Below are 16990 nucleotides of genomic sequence, written 5' to 3'. Positions count from 1 at the left end.
GCCTCCCTACCGCGAGCCGTCGCCCGCGTCGATCGCTGCGGTATCGGGTTGGTTATAGATGACGCCGAGCACGTGGCGCACGGCGTGGATGGCCGAGGTGGAGCCGAAGCCGCCCTGCTCGACAAGGGCCACGACGACGTACTTCGGGTCGTCGACCGGACCGTAGACGGCAAACCACGAGTAGTCGTCCTCGCCGGTCTTCTGGCCGGTGCCGGACTTGCCGGCAACCGTGATATCGAGGTTCGTGAAGTGGGACGCCTGGGATGCGGACTCCTCGTAGATGACGCCCTGCAAGGCGTCCTGGACGAGCTCCATATCGGATTCCTGGCGGTATTCACCGATCAGGCGGTCGCGCGCCTCATAGGTCACCGCGTCGCCCTCGCCGTCACGGCTGAGCGCCGAGAGGAACACGTGCGGCACCGGCTCGCGCCCGCCGTTGGCGATACCGGCGTAGACGCAGGCCATCTGGAGCGGCGTGACGAGGATGTCGCCCTGGCCGATGACGATGTTGCACATGTCGCCGGCGTTCCACTCGCGGTCAGCTGCCTCCCAGTTGGAGAAGTAATCGTACTTCCACTGGGCATCGGGCACGCGGCCGGCGCTTTCGGCGGGCAGGTCGACACCGGTGGTGTCGCCCAGGCCCCAGCGGCGGAAGACCTCCTGCAGGCCCTCGGGATTCTGCTCGTCGTAGTAGAAGCCCTTGCCGATCTCGTAGAACACGGGGTCGCAGGACATCACGATGCCGTTGCGCAGGTTCATGGGGCCGTGACCGGAGTGGTCCCAGCAATAGCGTCCGTTGGCCTCGCCCATGCCCGTCCACCAGCCGGTGCAGTTGACCGTCTGCTTCTCATCCATGATGCCGTACTCGAGCGCGGCGAGCGCCGAGAGCGGCTTGATGGTCGAAGCCGACATGTATTCGCCCGCGATGGCGCGGTTGACCATGGGATGGCCGCCGTCATCGCTGTTCAGCACGTTCCAGACATCGGTGGAAACGCCGCCGATGAAGACGGAGGGGTCGAACTTCGGAGCGCTCGCCATACCGAGGATCTCGCCGTTCGAAGGGTCGAGGCACACGCAGGCGCCGCGCGTGGCGTTCTCGTTACCGAGCTGCTGGGCGATCTGCATCGCGCGCTGGAGGCCGTCCTCACAGGCCTGCTGGATGGTGACGTCGATGGTCAGCTTGATGTCGCTGCCCGGCTCTGGGGGCACCGCGCCCGTGGCGCCGGTGACGTTGCCGGAAGCATCAACCTGGACGGTCTGCTCGCCGCGGATGCCCTGCAGCAGGTTCTCGTATTGGATCTCGACGCCGGCCTGACCGACGATGTCGCCGGACTGGTACTCGATGGACCCCGCGGTGCTCTCGCCGGAGGCCTGGCGCTCCTCCTGCGCCTCGAGCTGCTCCTGGGTGACGGTGCCGGTATAGCCCAGGACATGGGCCGCGAGCTCGCCGTGAGGATAGACGCGCTCGGTGCGCTCCACAACCTCGACGCCGGCGAACTCCGCCACATGCTCCTGGATATAGGCCACAGTCGATCGACGCACGTCGCTCGCGATGGTATGGAGGCTCTGCGCGCCCTGGTTGTAGTCCTGGATGTTGCGGCGCACGGCGATATAGGGCATGCCGAGGACGTTTGCCAGATGGCGCACGAGCACGGTGTTGTCGGCGAGGTCGCGATAGCCCGCGACGGTCAGGCTCGCACGGTTCATAACGAGCGGTTCGCCGTTGCGGTCGAGAATGCGGCCTCGCGGCGCGGGCGTCGTGACGGTGCGGGTTTGGTTCTGGACGGAAAGCTCCTCGTAGTAGTCGGAGGAGACCATCTGCATGCTCCAGAGCTTGGCGACGATGGCGGCGAAGATGGCCCCGGCGCCAGCAGTGAGCATCGTGAAGCGGCCCTTGAAGGCCACACCCGGCGTGTTGCCTTCGCCCTCGGTGGCACGCGGACGCGTTCCGTGCTGCGTATCGTAGGTGAACCTACCTCCAGCGCTCCTTAGGAACAGCAGCGACCCGATAATCGCGATGACAAGGATGACGCCGGCAATGATGACGATGACCTGTGCATTCACTGCGCGCACGCCCTCCTATCGCGGCATCTTGTAGCGGGAGGCGCCACCGCGCGTGCTGAAGCTGCGCTGCGAGGACGATCCGCCGCCGATGGCCATGAAGATGAGCGCGACCAGGAAGTCGAGCACGGTCGACGAGAGCCCGTGACCCAAAAGCGCCCAGAGGAGGTCGCCCTGCACGCCCATGAAAAACAGGCAGAGGCCGTACAGCAGATTGGCGACAAGCAGGGCGATGCCAACGAGACGTATCGACTCGCGCGTGATGCCGCCCATCGCGCCGTGAGCGGAGCTTGCCACGAGGAACGACGCGACCGACAGGATGAGAGACATGAGCCCCACGGGTGCAGACGAGGTGAGATCGAAGAAAAGGCCCGAAGCGAAGCCGATGATCACGGCGGTTCCCGGCTCTGCGGTCAGCGCGAGGGTGATGGAGAGGACCATCATGAAGTTGACGGTCCCGTTCAGGATGGAAATCTGGGGCGAGAGGGCCACCTGCAGCACGGCTGCGACGATGGCGATTATCCAAACACCCTGCAGTGAACGCGTGGTCTCGCGAAGCGGCATGGTCCTCCCTCCTATTCCTCGTAGTCGTCGGACTCGGAATACTCGTCTTCCGACGTATCATCCTGCCCGCTCTCGCTGTCGCCCGACCCGTCGTCGGCAGAATCCGCCGAATCGTCATCTTGGGTCGTATCCTGCGCAGGGGCGGCTTCGGCATCGTTCGCGGCGACGATCTCCTCGTCGGTGGCCACCTGGTCGGGATTGAGCGATGTGATGACGAGGACCTCCTCGTTGTTCTCGGCCGACGCCTGCATGCGCACGTTGATGGTGTAGTAAACGTCGTTATCGCTCTTCTCGACGGAGGTGACGGTGCCAAGCGGCAGGCCCTTGGGGAAGACGCCGCCGATACCGGAGGTGATCACGATGTCACCGACCTTGACCTCGGCGTCAGCGGGAACGTATTCGAGCCGCAAGCTGCCGTCGGCCTGGCCGCGCAGCATGCCCTGGGCGCGCGAGCTCTGGACCATGGCGGAGACGCCCGAGGACTCATCGTTGATGAGCAGAACGGTAGACACGTTGAGCGCGCATTCGGTGATCTGGCCGATCACGCCGTAGGCGTTGCAGACGGGCATGCCCACGGTGAACCCGTCGGCAGAACCCTTGTCGATCGTCACGGTCTGGGACCATGCGTCACCGGAGGCGCCGATGATGCGCGCGGCGGTGGACTGCAGGTTATAGGTGGACTGAAGGCCCACGAGCGCCTCGAGGCGCGTCGCGGTCTCCTGGGCCTCGGAGAGCTCGGCCACCTGGGCGGTGAGCTCGGCGTTTTTGGCCTGAAGGTCGCTTAGGGTCTCCTGAGAGGCCGTAAGGTTCGAGAAGATGTTCCCAACGGCGTTGAAGGGGGTCGCAACCGCCGAGCCGACGAACCGAAGGGGACTCGTCACCGTCACAACGCCCGAACGGATGGAGTGGATGGGCCCGCGATCCCCCTCACGGATGTAGAACGTGAGCAGGAGGATCGAGACGACGCATAAAACAATCAACGGGCGAATCCCCGTTGATTGACGCTTGGTATTCAGATGTGAGGAAGGATACTTCTGAGTACGAGGCAACCGATAAAACCTTCCGTTAAGCGTTGCTCTGGACGAAACCGCCGTCGAACGCGTTGGCCTCGAGCACGCGGGCGCAGCCGTTCACGACGTTGTCGAGAGCCGTCGGACTCACGTTGACCGCAACGCCCGTTTCGTCGCGCAGGCGAACATCGAGACCGCGCAGCAGCGCACCGCCGCCGGTGAGCAGGATTCCGTAGTACATAAGGTCGCTCGCCAGATCGGGCGGCGTGGCGTCGAGGGCTTCCTTGACGGCCTTGGTCATCTCGTCGAGCGGCTTGTTGAGGGCCCGGCGGATCTCCTCGCTCTCGATGCGAACGGTCTTGGGCAGGCCGGAGATGACGTCGCGGCCGTTGACCTCGACGTCGAGCTCGTCCTTGAGCGGCACGGCGGAGCCGACCTTGATCTTGATGTCCTCGGCGGTACGCTCGCCGATAGCGAGGTTGTAGGCGTCGCGGACATGGGACAGGATCGCCTGGTCGAACTCATCGCCCGCGATGCGGATGGACTGCGACACGACGATGCCGCCCATGGCGATCACGGCGACCTCGGTGGTGCCGCCGCCGATGTCCACGACCATGGAGCCCGTGGGCTCCTCGACAGGAAGGTCGGCGCCGATCGCGGCGGCCATCGGCTCCTCGATCAAATACGCCTGACGGGCGCCGGCGGAGATCGTGGCCTCGAAGACGGCGCGCTTCTCGACGCTCGTCACGCCGGAGGGAACGCACACGACGACGCGCGGACGCGGGGTCCACGGATAGCGCTTCTCGCTCGCCTTGTCGATGAAGTAGCGCAGCATGGCCTCGGTCACGTCGAAGTCGGCGATGACGCCGTCCTTCAGCGGGCGGACGGCCACGATGTTTCCGGGCGTACGGCCGAGCATGCGCTTAGCGTCGATGCCGACGGCGAGGATTCGCTCATCGTTCTTGTCGATGGCGACGACGGAGGGCTCGCGGATGACGATGCCCTTGCCGCGCACGGAGACGAGCGTGTTGGCCGTGCCGAGGTCGATGGCGAGGTCTCCCCCGTACTGGCCGAAAAACATGTCCATCAAAGAAAACAAAACCGCTCCTTGGGCCTTGTGGTCGATCGGGTTGGGCAAAAGACGCCCTACCTGTGCAGTGTAGAGCAAGCCATGCCGCGCTTTGCGGTGCGCGGCACGGCTTGTAAAGAATCCATGAGGGCTAGGCGGCGGCGTCCTCGCCGTCCTCGGCGGGGGCAACCTCGGTCTCGGTGGCCTCGGAGCCCTCGTCCGTCGCGGAGGCATCGTCCTCGGCGGCAGCGTTATCGCCGGTGTTCTCGGGCGTATCGGCGGTGCCGAAGTCCATGGTCATGGACTCGACGGCCCAGCCGATGTGGTTGCTCGAGCGCACGAAGTGCACATCGTAGGTGACGGTGCCGCCCGCGGCGAAGGTGACGTCCACCGTGGCGTCGCTCTCGGTCATGCCGGCGTCGAGACCGACGACCGAAGGGGTCGCCTCGCCGAGACCGGAGATGTTGCTCACGATCATGGCCTTGGCGTCCTCAGAGAGGTTGGGCGACAGGTACTGGTCGTACTCAGAGGCGTCGGCGCCCTGGGAGACGGAGCTGAAGAGCTTCGTGATGGCATCCTGCTGCGAGGGGAAGCCAATGCCGCGCGTATAGGCGAATGCAGCGCCCGCAGCGGCGATGACCAGCAGCACGAGGATGACGATGAAGACCTTGAGGCCCGTATGGCGATGCTTGCGGCGCACCTTGGCGGCGCGACGGTCCTGCTGGATCATCTCGGACTCGGTGATGGTGAAGAAGCCCGTGTCGGAGGGATCGGGCATGAAGTTGCCGGTGGTGCCCATGGGGTCGAGCGGATCGACGTGCTGGACGGGCGCCTGGGCGACAGCCGCCGCGGGAGCCTGCGCCTGCGGGGCCGTAGGAGCCATCGAGCCCTGTGCGGAAAGGGCGTCGCGTGCGGAGGCGTAGGCCTGCTGCTGGTCCTCGGTAAGCTGGTAGATGCCATCGGAGGTGGCGCGGCCGAAGGCATCGACGGCGTCGGCAGCGCGGCCGGCGGCCATATAGGCGCTGCCGAGACCGGCCTGGATGGCGCGGGAGTCGTCGTGCGCGCTGATGTACTCGAGGGCCGTCAGATAGGACTCGACGGCATCGTCGGGACGACCGAGGCGGATGAAGCAGTCGCCGAGGCTCGCCAGCGCCGAGGAGGGCGCCGGGTTGGCCCCGTCGATGGCAGCGGAGCGGAAGGCCACGCCGGCCTCGGCCACGCGGTCGAGCTTGAGCAGCGCGCCTGCAAGGCCGAGGTAGGCCTTGTAGGGGGTGGCATACAGGGAGTCCTTCGTGGCGGCGCTGAAGGAGTCGACAGCCCCCTCGAGATCGCCGGCCGCTGCGAGGGCCTTGCCGCGGTTGGTGAGCAGGGCGCCCGCCTTGCCGTAGCGGTTGTCCTCGAGGGCATCGGTATAGGCCTGGGCGGCATCCGGGTACAGGCCGAGCTTCATCAGGGAGTTACCACGCAGGTGATCGGCCTCGCCGGCGAGCTCATTGGGCTCCTTGGCAGCGAGAAACATGCTGGCAGCGGCGGAGAAGTCGCCGGCGCGATAAGCAGCCTTGGCGCGCTCGAAATACTGTTCGTTCACTAGTGCTCCTTATGGACGATCTCTACATGGACGATTTCATCGCCGGCGCGAAGGCTCGAGATGACATCGAGGCCCTCGACGGTGGTTCCGAACACAGTGTATCCGGAATCGAGGCCGTGCTGCGGCCCGAGGCAGAAATAGAACTGCGAACCCGCGGAATCGGGATGCTGGGAGCGCGCCATGGCAAGCGCGCCGTCGACATGGCTGTTGCGGGGGTTGGTGGCGAACTCGGCCTTGATGCAGTAGCCGGGACCGCCCGTGCCGGGGCGTCCATCGGGGCCTGGACGTCCCGCCGCCACATCCTCAGGCGTCATGTTGCGCGTATTGGGATCCCCGCCCTGGATGACGAAGCCGGGAACATAGCGGTGGAACTTGATGCCGTCATAGAAGCCCGAGGTAGCGAGCTCACAGAAGTTGGCGACGTGGATGGGTGCGCCCTCGCCGTCGAGCTCCACGCGGATGGTTCCGCGCGACGTCTCGATCACGGCGACCTCATCACCGGTCACGGTGTAAGCGGGCTCATATAGCTTTCTTCCGAACATCAAGGATCCCTTCGGCGATCACGCTGTACATATCCCGATAATCTTACCAAATCAGGAGGGGTTCACATGTTTGGCATACGAAAGCGGCCGCCCGGAGGCGGCCGCAGATCGCATTTGGTTGCAGGTGCTACTCGGCAGAGTCCTTTCGGACCGGCTCCCACTGGTAGTAATAGGCGTCGTAGTTGTAGAGGTCATCGCTGCCGGCATCGCGCATGGGCTGCAGGATCTCGTCCTCGTGCGCAAGGGTCGATTCGCCCTCGGGGATAGCAAGCGAGACGTCCCAGGACGCGCAGATCTGGTCGACACGGCCGTACATCCACTCGGCAAGCTGGTGGACGTGCTCGATGTCCTCGGCGTAGACGGTATCTGCGGGAGCCTGGATAGCCTCGAGGTCGTCGATGGTCTGCTGGATGGAATCGCGCAGGGAGTAGGCGCTCTGCGAGCGCTGCTGGCGCACCGACAGGTCGGGCTCGAGATAATAGCTGTTGAAGGTATCGATGACCTCGCCGATGGCCTCCTCGCCGTTATAGGAATCGAGCTGACGATACGCGATCGTGATCGCGTCGAAGACCTGGGCGTCGGTCATCGGCTGCGGCTCCTCTTCTTCGGCAGCCTCGCCTTCGGCCGTTGCGGGGTCCTGGACGGTCGCGCTACCCGTCGGGGTCTCGCCGAGCTGACGGCTCGGGAAGGCCTCACGGGCGGCGGCCCTAAACGATTCGTAGAACCCGGGCATGACACCGAGGGGGTCGTACACGACGAAGGCCGCTCCCCCGCCGATGATGGCGAGCGTCACGAGCACAGCGATGAGCTTGCCGTAGGAGCGGCGGTGAGGATGATAGGGATCCTCGTCGACCGGCTGGCGGCGCTTGCACTTCTTTGCGCGCGGGTCGTCGAGCTCCTCGCGGGAAAGGACGTTCGTCGACGAGGGATCGACGGAATCATCGATGGTGCGAGCCGCGGATGCGGGCTCGACACGGGGCGCGTCGGACTCGATGAGGCTCTTCGTCAGCCGCGGAAAGCTGGCCGTTTTACCTGCAGCAAGGTCGGAGGCCGCGGAATCGGTCGAAAGGATGCCCGGAGCCGGCCGGCCGCATTTGGGGCAGGTGCGGTCGTGGATCGACAGGCGGGCTCCACAGCCCTCGCAGAACACGAACTCATCGTTCGACGCCTTGCCGACATAGCCATGGCAGTACGGGCAGAAGCTCTCGCCGTCGTCGATCTTCTTAAGACAGTGCGGGCAGATCAAGGCTTCCCTCATTTCACAGATAGACTCACACGCGAAAAGCATACCACCTCGCGTCGCATCGCACCGATGGCGTGTATACGAGGTGTTCGTTTAGTGCAAGCGCGACATGAACGGAGTCAAGCATCGGGCACTCGCCTACGAGCGCTTCTTGCTCTTCCCCATCTTCACCTTGATGCCGCCGCTGGCCTTGACGACGCGCTGACGGCGGCGGGTCCGCTCATCGCTGCGCTCGCGCGCGGTCTCCTCGCTCGCAGAGGCCTGGGCGCGCGCAAGGTCGCGCTTCTCATGCGTGCGGGATACGGCACCCTTGATGCGGTTAGCCACGCGCCTGACCGAGGATCCCGTCGAGGTCACCTTCCTGCCGCTGCGTCCGAGCGACATCTTGATGCCGCGGCCGAATCCCGTGGCGGAGCGGCTTTGGCGCTCGGGCGCCCGATCGATAAGGACCGCCAGGGCAAAGAAGATGCCGACGCCGATGAGCGCGATGATCACGGTGACGATGAGCATCCCGATCGACAGCGGAGCAATGGAGAAGAATTCCGGGAACAGCGCGATTCCCAAGCAGAGGCCGACGGTTACGAACACAAAGACCGCGGCGCGCAAACGTGTGAACGGCCAGGAGATCCTCCAGATAAGGCTGCAGCCGACCGACGCAGTGGCGATGAGGCACATGGTCGAAAGCGTCTGGATATCGAGGGAGCCCACATAGCCGGTGAACATGCAGAGCCCGCAAGCGGCAAGCACCGCCACGGATGCGGGGAGCGCCCGCTTGAGCACGTTCGTGAGGAACTTGCCGCGCACGCGCGAGCGGTTGGGCTCAAGGGCGAGCACGAAGCTCGGGAAACCGATGCAGAAAAAGTTGATGAGCGTCATCGTGATCGGCTGGAAGGGATACGGCGGCGCGAAGATGCAGATGGCAGCAAGGCCCATCGAGAAAAGGGTCTTCGTCAGGAAGAGCGACGCCGAGCGCTGCAGGTTGTTGATGGAGCGCCTGCCCTCGGCCACGACCTCGGGCATCGAGGCGAAGTCGTTGTCGACGAGCACGATCTCCGCGACGTTGCGGGCGGCGTCGGAACCAGCCGCCATGGCCACGGAGCAGTCGGCCTCCTTGAGGGCAAGGACGTCGTTCACGCCGTCGCCGGTCATGGCGACCGTGTGCCCGCGTTGCTTCAGGGCAACAACGAGCTCGCGCTTCTGCTGCGGGGTCACACGGCCGAACACGTGATAGCGGTCGACGGCCGCATCGATGCGGGCGGGCGTGTCGAGCGTCGTCGCGTCGACATAGGCCTCGGCACCGGGGATGCCGACATGCTTGGCGATGGAGGAGACGGTCCTCGGGTCGTCACCGGAGATGACATTCAGGGTGACGCCCTGCTGCTTGAAGTACTTGATGGTCTCCGCGGCGGAAGCACGGATCTCATCGCGGATGGTCACGAAGCCGATGGGCGTGGCAACGCCCAACATATCGCCCGTATCGGTGAAGCCGTCGACACGCGCGATGACGAGCACGCGGCAGGTCTCAGCAAAGCCGTTGACGATGTCCTCGACACGCGCGAAGGTGGCGGCATCGAGGCAGAACTGAGCCGCGCCCATGATGTAGGAGCCGTTCGGGAAGGTGGCGCCGCTCCACTTCTTGGTGGAAGAGAACGGCACGACGGTCACGGCGCGCTCCCCCGCCGCATCGCGGCGCGCGTAATATGCAAGCACGGCGCGGCAGGTCTCGTTGGCATCCGCCTCCGTGGCGCGGGCGATACCGGAAAGCGCAGCGTCGACGGCAGCTGCGCGCGCGGCGTCAGCTTCTTCGGCCAGCATCGCCTCGCCGTCGTCTCCGAGCACGTAGACGCCCTCGACCTCCATGCGACCGGATGTGATCGTGCCCGTCTTGTCGAGGCACAGCACGTCGACGCGTGCAAGCGTCTCGATGCAGTAGAGCTGCTGCGCCAGCACCTTGCGGCGGGCCAGGCGAAACGTTGCGATAGCGAGCACCGACGAGGTGAGCAGCACGAGGCCCTGGGGAATCATGCCGAGCAGGGCGCCGACGGTCGAAAGAATCGCCGCCGAGATATCGCCCCAGGCGGCGGTGTCCGACATGAGCCAATCGATCATGGTCGTCATGGAGTCGGGCGACGCCTGCGCCCAGGCCTCATAGCTCTCGTGGGCGCTCGAGTAGAACAGCGCGATGCCGAGCGGCAGCATGATGACGCTCGCGAAGCGCACGATGGCGTTCAGCGCGTTCATGATCTCGGAGTTGACCTTCTTGACGTACTTCGCCTCGTTGTTGATACGGGCGACGTAGTTCTCGGCACCGACATGCTCGACCTGGGCGCACACGATACCGGAGTCAACGAAGCTGCCGCTCATGAGGTGGCTTCCCGGCGTCTTGCGGATGAGGTCGCTCTCGCCGGTGAGCAGGCTCTCGTTGACATAGGCCTCGCCCTGGACGACGACAGCGTCAGCGGGAATCTGGTCGCCGCGACCAAGACGCACGAGGTCGTCCTGGACGATCTGGTCGAGGTCGACCTCGCATTCGGCGCCGCCGCGGATGACGGTTGCGCGCTTGCTCACGAGCAGGGTGAGCTTGTCGACCATCCGCTTCGAGCGCAGCGCCTGGAAGATGCCGATGCCGGTGTTGAGGATGACTATCAACAGGAAGGTGAGGTTCTTATAGGACCCCGTCGCGATAACCAGCGCGGCGAGCACAATGTTGATGAGGTTGAACAGGGTGCAGACGTTCTCGATGACGAGCTCGCGGACCGACTTGGTCTTAAGGTCGGTGTTGACGTTGACCTTGCCCGCATCGATGCGCTGCTGCACCTCATCGAGCGTGAGGCCTACGAGCACCTGGGTGTCGTGCGGGGCGTCCCCTGCCTGGTCGTTGGGTTCTTCTGCCATGGATTCCCCTCATGCGAAAACGGACCCGAATTCGATGCATGTATACGAAAAGAGAACCGACGGCAATCCGTGCGGTTCTCCCCTAGCATCAATGGTGCCCCATGTCGGATTCGAACCAACGGCCTTCTGCTCCGGAGGCAGACGCTCTGATCCCCTGAGCTAATGGGGCGCACGAGAGATGATTATAGCGTCCTGAGTTCTCTGGCGCCAGTGTCCACTTTCGGGACGGGACCGCGCCGGTACCCCTCGGGGCATCCGGTGGCGCGGGCCCGTCCCGAAAGTGGACACTGTATCCGGGGCGTAAAACTTAGGTGCGTATATATGGCTCATGAGGGCCGTTGGTATACACTGCTCTGCTACGCACTAATCGACGGCAGCATCCCGCACCGTCTGGAAAGATAGGAGCCGCATGATCGCCATCCTGCGCAAAAGCGCATCTGACGAGGCCGTAGGCCATCTCATCTCGTGGATCGAGGGCAAGGGCCTCATCACCCATGTTTCCCGCGGCGAGAACGAAATCGTGATCGGCCTGGTGGGCGATACCACCAAGATCGACCCCTTCCTGCTCGAGTCGATGGATATCGTCGAGCGCGTGCAGCGCGTATCCGAGCCGTTCAAGAAGGCGAACCGCAAGTTCCACCCCGAGGACACGGCGGTCGACTGCGGTCACGGCGTCAAGATCGGCGCGGGGCATTTCCAGGTCATTGCCGGTCCTTGCTCCGTCGAGGGCGAGAACCTCATCCGCATTGCGCGTCGCGTGCATGCTGCGGGCGCCACGATGCTGCGCGGCGGCGCCTTCAAGCCCCGCACCTCCCCTTATGCCTACCAGGGCATGGGCGCCGATGGCCTCGACCTACTTCTTGAGGCCTCGGCCGAGCTCGATATGCCCGTGGTCACCGAGGTCATGGACCCGCGCGATGTCCAGCTGTTCGTCGACAAGGGCATCGACGTCATGCAGATCGGCGCCCGCAACGCTCAGAACTTTCCTCTGCTCAAAGAGGTCGGCAAGACGAACGTGCCCGTGTTGCTGAAGCGCGGTATGTCCGGCACCATCGACGAGCTTCTCATGGCGGCCGAGTACATCATGAGCGAGGGCAACGGCAACGTGATCCTCTGCGAGCGCGGCATCCGCACCTTTGAGACGCGTACGCGCAACACCTTCGACCTGAATGCCGTGCCCGTCCTGCACTACCTGTCCCACCTGCCTGTTGTGGCCGACCCGAGCCACGCTACGGGATACACGCGCTACGTCGAGCCGATGGCGCTCGCCGCCTGCGCCGCCGGTGCCGACGGCCTCGAGATCGAGGTCCACGACTGCCCCGAGAAGGCCTGGTCCGACGGCGCCCAGGCGCTCACGCCCGATCAGTTCGACCGCACGATGGAGCGCATTCGCGCCATCCGGTCCGTCATCGCAGCCGATCATGAGTAGCCAAGCGACCGTTTCCGGCATGACGGTCGGCGTCGTCGGACTGGGACTTATCGGCGGCAGCTTCGCGCGCGCCTACCGTGCTGCGGGCGCGACCGTCTATGCGTTCGACACGAACGAGGACACCATGGGCGCCGCCGCTATCGAGACGGTTACGGGCACACTCGACGAGACGACCATCCCCAGCTGCGACCTCATCGTGCTGGCCGCCTACCCCGGAGCCTGCCTTGCCTGGCTTGAAGAGCATGCCGAGCTTCTGGGCTCCTGCTCTGACCTCACCGCCGGCACGGGACCTGTGGTCATCGACACCGCGGGCGTGAAGACCGCCGTGTGCCGAGAGGCGTTCGATTTGGCGGAGCGCCACGGCTTCTGCTTCGTGGGGGCGCACCCCATGGCGGGTACCGAGAACTCCGGCTTCGCCCATGCGCGCGCCGACCTCTTCCGCGGCGCACCCATGGTGCTCACCCCGCCGCCGCTCGACGATATCGCGCGTCTCACGACCCTCGACCGCGTCCACACGCTGCTTTCTCCCGTCGGCTTCGGCACCTTCAGCGTTACGACCCCCGAGGAGCACGATGAACTCATTGCGTTCACGAGCCAGCTAGCCCATGTCGTTTCGAATGCCTATGTGAAAAGCCCCACGGCCCAGGAGCACCACGGCTTTTCCGCGGGGAGCTACAAGGACCTCACGCGCGTTGCCCATCTGAACGCGCCGATGTGGGCCGAGCTCATGATCGACGACGCGGACAACCTGAGCCGCGAGATCTCGGGGCTTATCGATGCCCTTGCAGCCTACCGCGATGCACTTGACGTGCGCGACCGCGAGCGGCTGCGCATGCTGCTCGCAGAGGGCGACCGCATCAAGCGCGCGCTCGACGACGACCGCGACGCACACGATTCGAAAGGCAGGGGTTGATCGCCCATGCAGATCATCGACGTTGACACCTCCCGTCCCTACCAGGTGCATATCGGCACGTTTCTGCTCGAACGCGTCGGCGACATCTGCCGAGAGACCTGCGGAGGCGAGCGTGCCCTCATCGTGACCGACTCGAACGTCGGGCCGCTGTACGCGGCACCGGTCCGTGAGGGTCTTGAGGCTGCTGGCTATACGGTTGACATCTTTACCTTCGAGGCCGGTGAGGAGCACAAGCGCGCAGCCACCTATCTCGGTATCCTCGAGTTCATGGCCGAGCGCGAATACACCCGCTCCGACGTCGTCGTCGCACTGGGCGGCGGCGTGACGGGGGATATGGCCGGTTTCGCAGCCGCCACCTATATGCGCGGCTGTGCCTACGTCCAGGTTCCCACGAGCCTGCTTGCCATGGTGGACTCCTCCGTGGGCGGCAAGTGCGCCATCGACCTCGAGGCGGGCAAGAACCTCGCTGGAGCATTCTGGCAGCCCAAGGCAGTCATTGCTGACATCGGCTGCTTGGCCACCCTTTCCGACGAGCAGTTTGCCGACGGCTGCGGTGAGGTCATCAAGCACGCCGTCATCGCCGATCCCGAGCTGTTCGAGCTCCTAGAGGCGAACCCTCTCACCCTCGACCTCCTGCGCGCCAACGTACCGCTCGTCGAGCTCATCGTCACGCGCAACGTCGACATCAAGCGTGCGGTCGTGGTGTCCGATGAGCGCGAGGCGCAGGCGCGCAAGCTCCTCAATTTCGGGCACAGCATCGGGCACGCCGTCGAGGCGAGCGAGAACTACCGCCTGGGCCACGGGACCTGCGTCGCCATCGGCATGACCGCCATCACCCGCGCGGCAGCGGCGCGTGGCGCCTGCGAAGCCGAGATAGTCGAGCGTATCGAGCTGCTCTGCCGCGAGCACGGCCTTGCCACCACGACCGATCGCAGCGTAGAGGAGGTCTACGCCGCCGCCCTGCACGACAAGAAGCGGCATGGTGATACCATCGACCTTGTGATCCCGCGCCGAATCGGCGCCTGCTCGATCGATACCGTCGGGCTCGACCTGTTCAAATCCATCATCGCCGATGGCCTCGGCGTGAAAGGTCAGTGATGCACACATGCTAGCCAGGATCCACCCGGCACCGCTTACCGGCAGCGTTCCCGCCATCGCCTCGAAGTCGATGGCACACCGCCTGATCATCGCGGCGGCCCTGTCGAGCGGAACGACCCATGTCGTCTGCAACACCACCTGCGCCGATATCGACGCAACCGTGCGCTGCATGGCCGCTCTCGGCTCGCGCATCGAGCGCGTCGAGGACGGCTACGAGGTCCATCCTGTGCCCAAGAGCATCGAGCTCGGCATCCTCAAGGCCTTCCAGGGGGCGGCCCTCGACTGCGGCGAATCGGGAAGCACGCTGCGCTTCCTGCTGCCGGTAGCCTGCGCCCTCGGTGCGGACGCCGTCTTCACGGGCGCGGGCAGGCTCGGCGAGCGCCCGTTGGCCCCGCTGTCGGATGAGCTCATGGCCGCCGGTTCCGATCTCGTCAGCGACGGGGGCTTCCCGCTTGCCACCAAGGGCCGCCTGCGCCCCGGCAGGTTCGTGCTCCCCGGCACGGTCAGCTCGCAGTTCATCTCCGGCCTGCTGCTGGCGTTTCCGTTGCTTCCCGGCGCGAGCGAGATCGAGGTCCGCGGCCGTATCGAAAGCCGCCCCTACATCAACCTTACCGTACAGGCGCTCAAGCTCTTCGGTGTCGACATCGCCGTCGAGCGCTCCATGGCGCCGAACGGCATCGACGAGATGACCACCTTCCGTTACGGAGGCACGCCCTACCGCACCCCGGGCCAGGTGCACGTCGAGGGCGACTGGTCGAACGCGGCCTTCTGGCTGTGCGCCGGCGCCCTTTCGAGCGGCCCCGTCGAGGTGACGGGTATCTCGCTCACCTCCGCCCAGGGTGACCGCAACGTGCTCGCCGCGCTCTCGCGCTTCGGTGCGCGCACGAAACGCGCTCCTCAGGCGGCCACGGTCCAGCCCGACAGCCTGCACGCCTTTTCTATGAGCGCACAGGACATCCCCGACCTCGTTCCGGTCATCTCGGCTGTGGCGGCGGTCTCCGAGGGCACATCGATTATCCGCGACTGCGCCCGCTTGCGCATCAAAGAGTCCGACCGCCTCGCCACGACCGCCTCGGAGCTGAACGCCCTCGGCGCGCGCGTGGCTATCGACCATGACAGCCTTGTCATCCATGGACAGCCGAGCCTCGCCGGCGGAACCGTCGATTCGCATAACGACCATCGCATCGCGATGATGGCGGCCATCGCCGCCATCCGCTGCACGGGAGACGTCGTGATCCGCGGCGCCGAAGCCGTTAACAAGTCGTACCCCGATTTCTTCGATCACTACCGGATGCTCGGCGGCAAGGTCGAGCTGAGCGAGGAGTAGCCGCCATGCCATCGGTATTCGGAAACGTGCTGCACCTCTCGGTCTTCGGGCAGTCGCACTCCCCTGCCATCGGATGCTCGCTCGACGGCATTCCCGCCGGCATCCCCGTAAACGTTGAGGAACTCAACGCCTTCATGGCCCGACGCGCGCCCGGACGCTCCGACACGGCGACGACGCGCAAAGAGGGTGATGTCCCGGAGTTCATCGCCGGCATCACCGACGGCCACACGAACGGAGCCCCCATCGCCGCGATCATCCGCAACACCAACACGCGCTCGCGCGATTACGATGAGCTTCGGCGCATCCCGCGTCCGGGCCATGCGGACTATCCCGCGCGCGTGAAGTACGGCAACGCCCATGATGTCGCCGGCGGCGGACATTTCTCGGGACGCCTGACCGCCCCGATCTGCATCGCAGGCGGCATCTGCAAGCAGGCCCTCGAGCACATGGGCGTGCATATCGTCGCGCATATCGCGACGCTCGGCCCCGACGGTATCGCCGATGAGGCGCTCGATCCCATGGTATATCGCGCCGAGCAGCAGCAGGCGATCCTTGCAGGGCAGCTCCCCTGCATCTCGGCGGATGCCGCGCACGCGATGCGCAAGGCAATCCTGCGCGCCCGTGACGGGCTCGACAGCATTGGCGGCATCATCGAGTGCGTCGCCTACGGCATGCCCGTCGGCGTGGGCGACCCGATGTTCGACGGCATCGAGAACCGTATCGCGCAAGCGGCGTTCGCCATTCCTGCAGTCAAGGGGGTCGAATTTGGCGCAGGCTTTGCCGCCGCCTATCTCAAGGGCAGCGAAAACAACGATGCCTATCGCATGTTCGACGGCCATGTTGCACCCCAGACCAACCATGCGGGCGGCATCCTCGGCGGCATCACGAACGGCATGCCGATCGTCTGGCAGATGGCCGTGAAGCCGACGCCCTCTATCGCGCAGCCGCAGCTGAGTGTCGACATGGACGCAGGCGCCGATGCCGACCTTTCCATCCACGGCCGCCACGACCCCTGCATCGTGCCGCGCGCCGTTCCCGTAGCGGAAGCCGTCTGTGCTCTCGCGCTCTACGACGCCGTCCTCGAAGACGGCCTCCCGCGCATCTAATCGTCCGTTGTCCACCTTCAGGACTGAGATGCTTCCGGGCACCCGGCGGCGCGGGGCGGCTGGCCTCTCTGGGGACGTAGCCGGGAGGCGCCACGCCAAAGACCCCGGATGACGGCTTTACCGCGGCGATCGGCGTGGCGCCTCC

General features: G+C 65.3%; 13 protein-coding genes and 1 tRNA gene. 5 read left to right on the top strand and 9 right to left on the bottom strand.

Features of this window, described 5'->3' with window-relative positions:
* Nucleotides 1-6: 6 nt before the first annotated feature.
* The 9 genes from mrdA to H6A16_RS00680 form a co-directional block, all read right to left on the bottom strand.
* Complete coding sequence (mrdA, locus tag H6A16_RS00720) at nucleotides 7-2064, bottom strand: penicillin-binding protein 2 (protein WP_204615277.1); 2058 nt, start codon at nucleotides 2062-2064, stop codon at nucleotides 7-9.
* Nucleotides 2065-2079: 15 nt separating this feature from the next.
* Complete coding sequence (locus H6A16_RS00715) at nucleotides 2080-2625, bottom strand: rod shape-determining protein MreD (RefSeq protein ID WP_204615275.1); 546 nt, start codon at nucleotides 2623-2625, stop codon at nucleotides 2080-2082.
* A gap of 11 nt (nucleotides 2626-2636) precedes the next feature.
* Entirely contained in the window at nucleotides 2637-3605 is a 969-nt protein-coding gene (gene mreC, locus H6A16_RS00710) for a rod shape-determining protein MreC (RefSeq protein ID WP_239458093.1), read from the bottom strand.
* A gap of 85 nt (nucleotides 3606-3690) precedes the next feature.
* Complete coding sequence (locus H6A16_RS00705; RefSeq protein ID WP_204615271.1) at nucleotides 3691-4722, bottom strand: rod shape-determining protein; 1032 nt, start codon at nucleotides 4720-4722, stop codon at nucleotides 3691-3693.
* A gap of 133 nt (nucleotides 4723-4855) precedes the next feature.
* Nucleotides 4856-6292 carry a tetratricopeptide repeat protein gene (locus H6A16_RS00700; protein ID WP_204615269.1) on the bottom strand — a complete coding sequence of 479 codons (1437 nt, stop codon included), beginning with the start codon at nucleotides 6290-6292 and terminating at the stop codon, nucleotides 4856-4858.
* Nucleotides 6292-6834: a peptidylprolyl isomerase gene (locus tag H6A16_RS00695; protein WP_204615267.1), complete on the bottom strand. Its 543-nt coding sequence runs from the start codon at nucleotides 6832-6834 to the stop codon at nucleotides 6292-6294. The genes H6A16_RS00700 and H6A16_RS00695 overlap by 1 nt, the downstream gene beginning before the upstream one ends.
* Before the next feature lie 127 nt (nucleotides 6835-6961).
* On the bottom strand, nucleotides 6962-8080 hold the full coding sequence (locus tag H6A16_RS00690; RefSeq protein WP_204615265.1) for a zinc ribbon domain-containing protein: 1119 nt from the start codon (nucleotides 8078-8080) through the stop codon (nucleotides 6962-6964).
* A gap of 135 nt (nucleotides 8081-8215) precedes the next feature.
* A complete protein-coding gene (locus H6A16_RS00685) occupies nucleotides 8216-10972 on the bottom strand; it encodes an HAD-IC family P-type ATPase (protein WP_204615262.1) in 2757 nt (918 codons plus the stop codon).
* Between the two features lie 92 nt (nucleotides 10973-11064).
* Nucleotides 11065-11141: transfer RNA gene (locus H6A16_RS00680), tRNA-Arg, on the bottom strand.
* Nucleotides 11142-11381: 240 nt separating this feature from the next.
* Here H6A16_RS00680 and aroF point away from each other — a divergent pair.
* From aroF to aroC, 5 genes are read left to right on the top strand one after another with little or no spacing between them, the layout of a single operon-like run.
* The gene (gene aroF, locus H6A16_RS00675) at nucleotides 11382-12401 is read left to right on the top strand and encodes a 3-deoxy-7-phosphoheptulonate synthase (protein WP_204615260.1); all 1020 of its coding nucleotides are present in this window, start codon (nucleotides 11382-11384) and stop codon (nucleotides 12399-12401) included.
* Nucleotides 12394-13314, top strand: a complete 921-nt coding sequence (locus H6A16_RS00670; RefSeq protein WP_204615258.1) for a prephenate dehydrogenase — start codon at nucleotides 12394-12396, stop codon at nucleotides 13312-13314. Before aroF ends, H6A16_RS00670 begins: the two co-directional genes overlap by 8 nt.
* Before the next feature lie 6 nt (nucleotides 13315-13320).
* The gene (aroB, locus tag H6A16_RS00665; protein ID WP_204615256.1) at nucleotides 13321-14412 is read left to right on the top strand and encodes a 3-dehydroquinate synthase; all 1092 of its coding nucleotides are present in this window, start codon (nucleotides 13321-13323) and stop codon (nucleotides 14410-14412) included.
* Nucleotides 14413-14419: 7 nt separating this feature from the next.
* Nucleotides 14420-15739 (top strand): 3-phosphoshikimate 1-carboxyvinyltransferase, encoded by a 1320-nt coding sequence (gene aroA / locus H6A16_RS00660; RefSeq protein ID WP_204615254.1) that lies wholly within the window; start codon nucleotides 14420-14422, stop codon nucleotides 15737-15739.
* Between the two features lie 5 nt (nucleotides 15740-15744).
* Complete coding sequence (gene aroC, locus H6A16_RS00655) at nucleotides 15745-16845, top strand: chorismate synthase (protein ID WP_204615252.1); 1101 nt, start codon at nucleotides 15745-15747, stop codon at nucleotides 16843-16845.
* The last annotated feature ends 145 nt before the right edge of the window (nucleotides 16846-16990 follow it).

The organism is Collinsella tanakaei (genome assembly GCF_016900375.1).
Lineage (GTDB): Bacteria > Actinomycetota > Coriobacteriia > Coriobacteriales > Coriobacteriaceae > Collinsella.
The sequence above is the reverse complement of the archived record's forward strand: the minus strand, read 5'-3'. Positions and strand labels throughout refer to the sequence as shown.

Coding starts and splice junctions, on each gene's coding strand:
- H6A16_RS00670 (WP_204615258.1), top strand. CDS start 12,394: ATGAGTAGCCAAGCGACCGTTTCCGGCATGACGGTCGGCGTCGTCGGA.
- aroB (WP_204615256.1), top strand. CDS start 13,321: ATGCAGATCATCGACGTTGACACCTCCCGTCCCTACCAGGTGCATATC.
- H6A16_RS00705 (WP_204615271.1), bottom strand. CDS start 4,722: ATGGACATGTTTTTCGGCCAGTACGGGGGAGACCTCGCCATCGACCTC.
- H6A16_RS00695 (WP_204615267.1), bottom strand. CDS start 6,834: ATGTTCGGAAGAAAGCTATATGAGCCCGCTTACACCGTGACCGGTGAT.
- aroA (WP_204615254.1), top strand. CDS start 14,420: ATGCTAGCCAGGATCCACCCGGCACCGCTTACCGGCAGCGTTCCCGCC.
- aroC (WP_204615252.1), top strand. CDS start 15,745: ATGCCATCGGTATTCGGAAACGTGCTGCACCTCTCGGTCTTCGGGCAG.
- H6A16_RS00715 (WP_204615275.1), bottom strand. CDS start 2,625: ATGCCGCTTCGCGAGACCACGCGTTCACTGCAGGGTGTTTGGATAATC.
- H6A16_RS00685 (WP_204615262.1), bottom strand. CDS start 10,972: ATGGCAGAAGAACCCAACGACCAGGCAGGGGACGCCCCGCACGACACC.
- aroF (WP_204615260.1), top strand. CDS start 11,382: ATGATCGCCATCCTGCGCAAAAGCGCATCTGACGAGGCCGTAGGCCAT.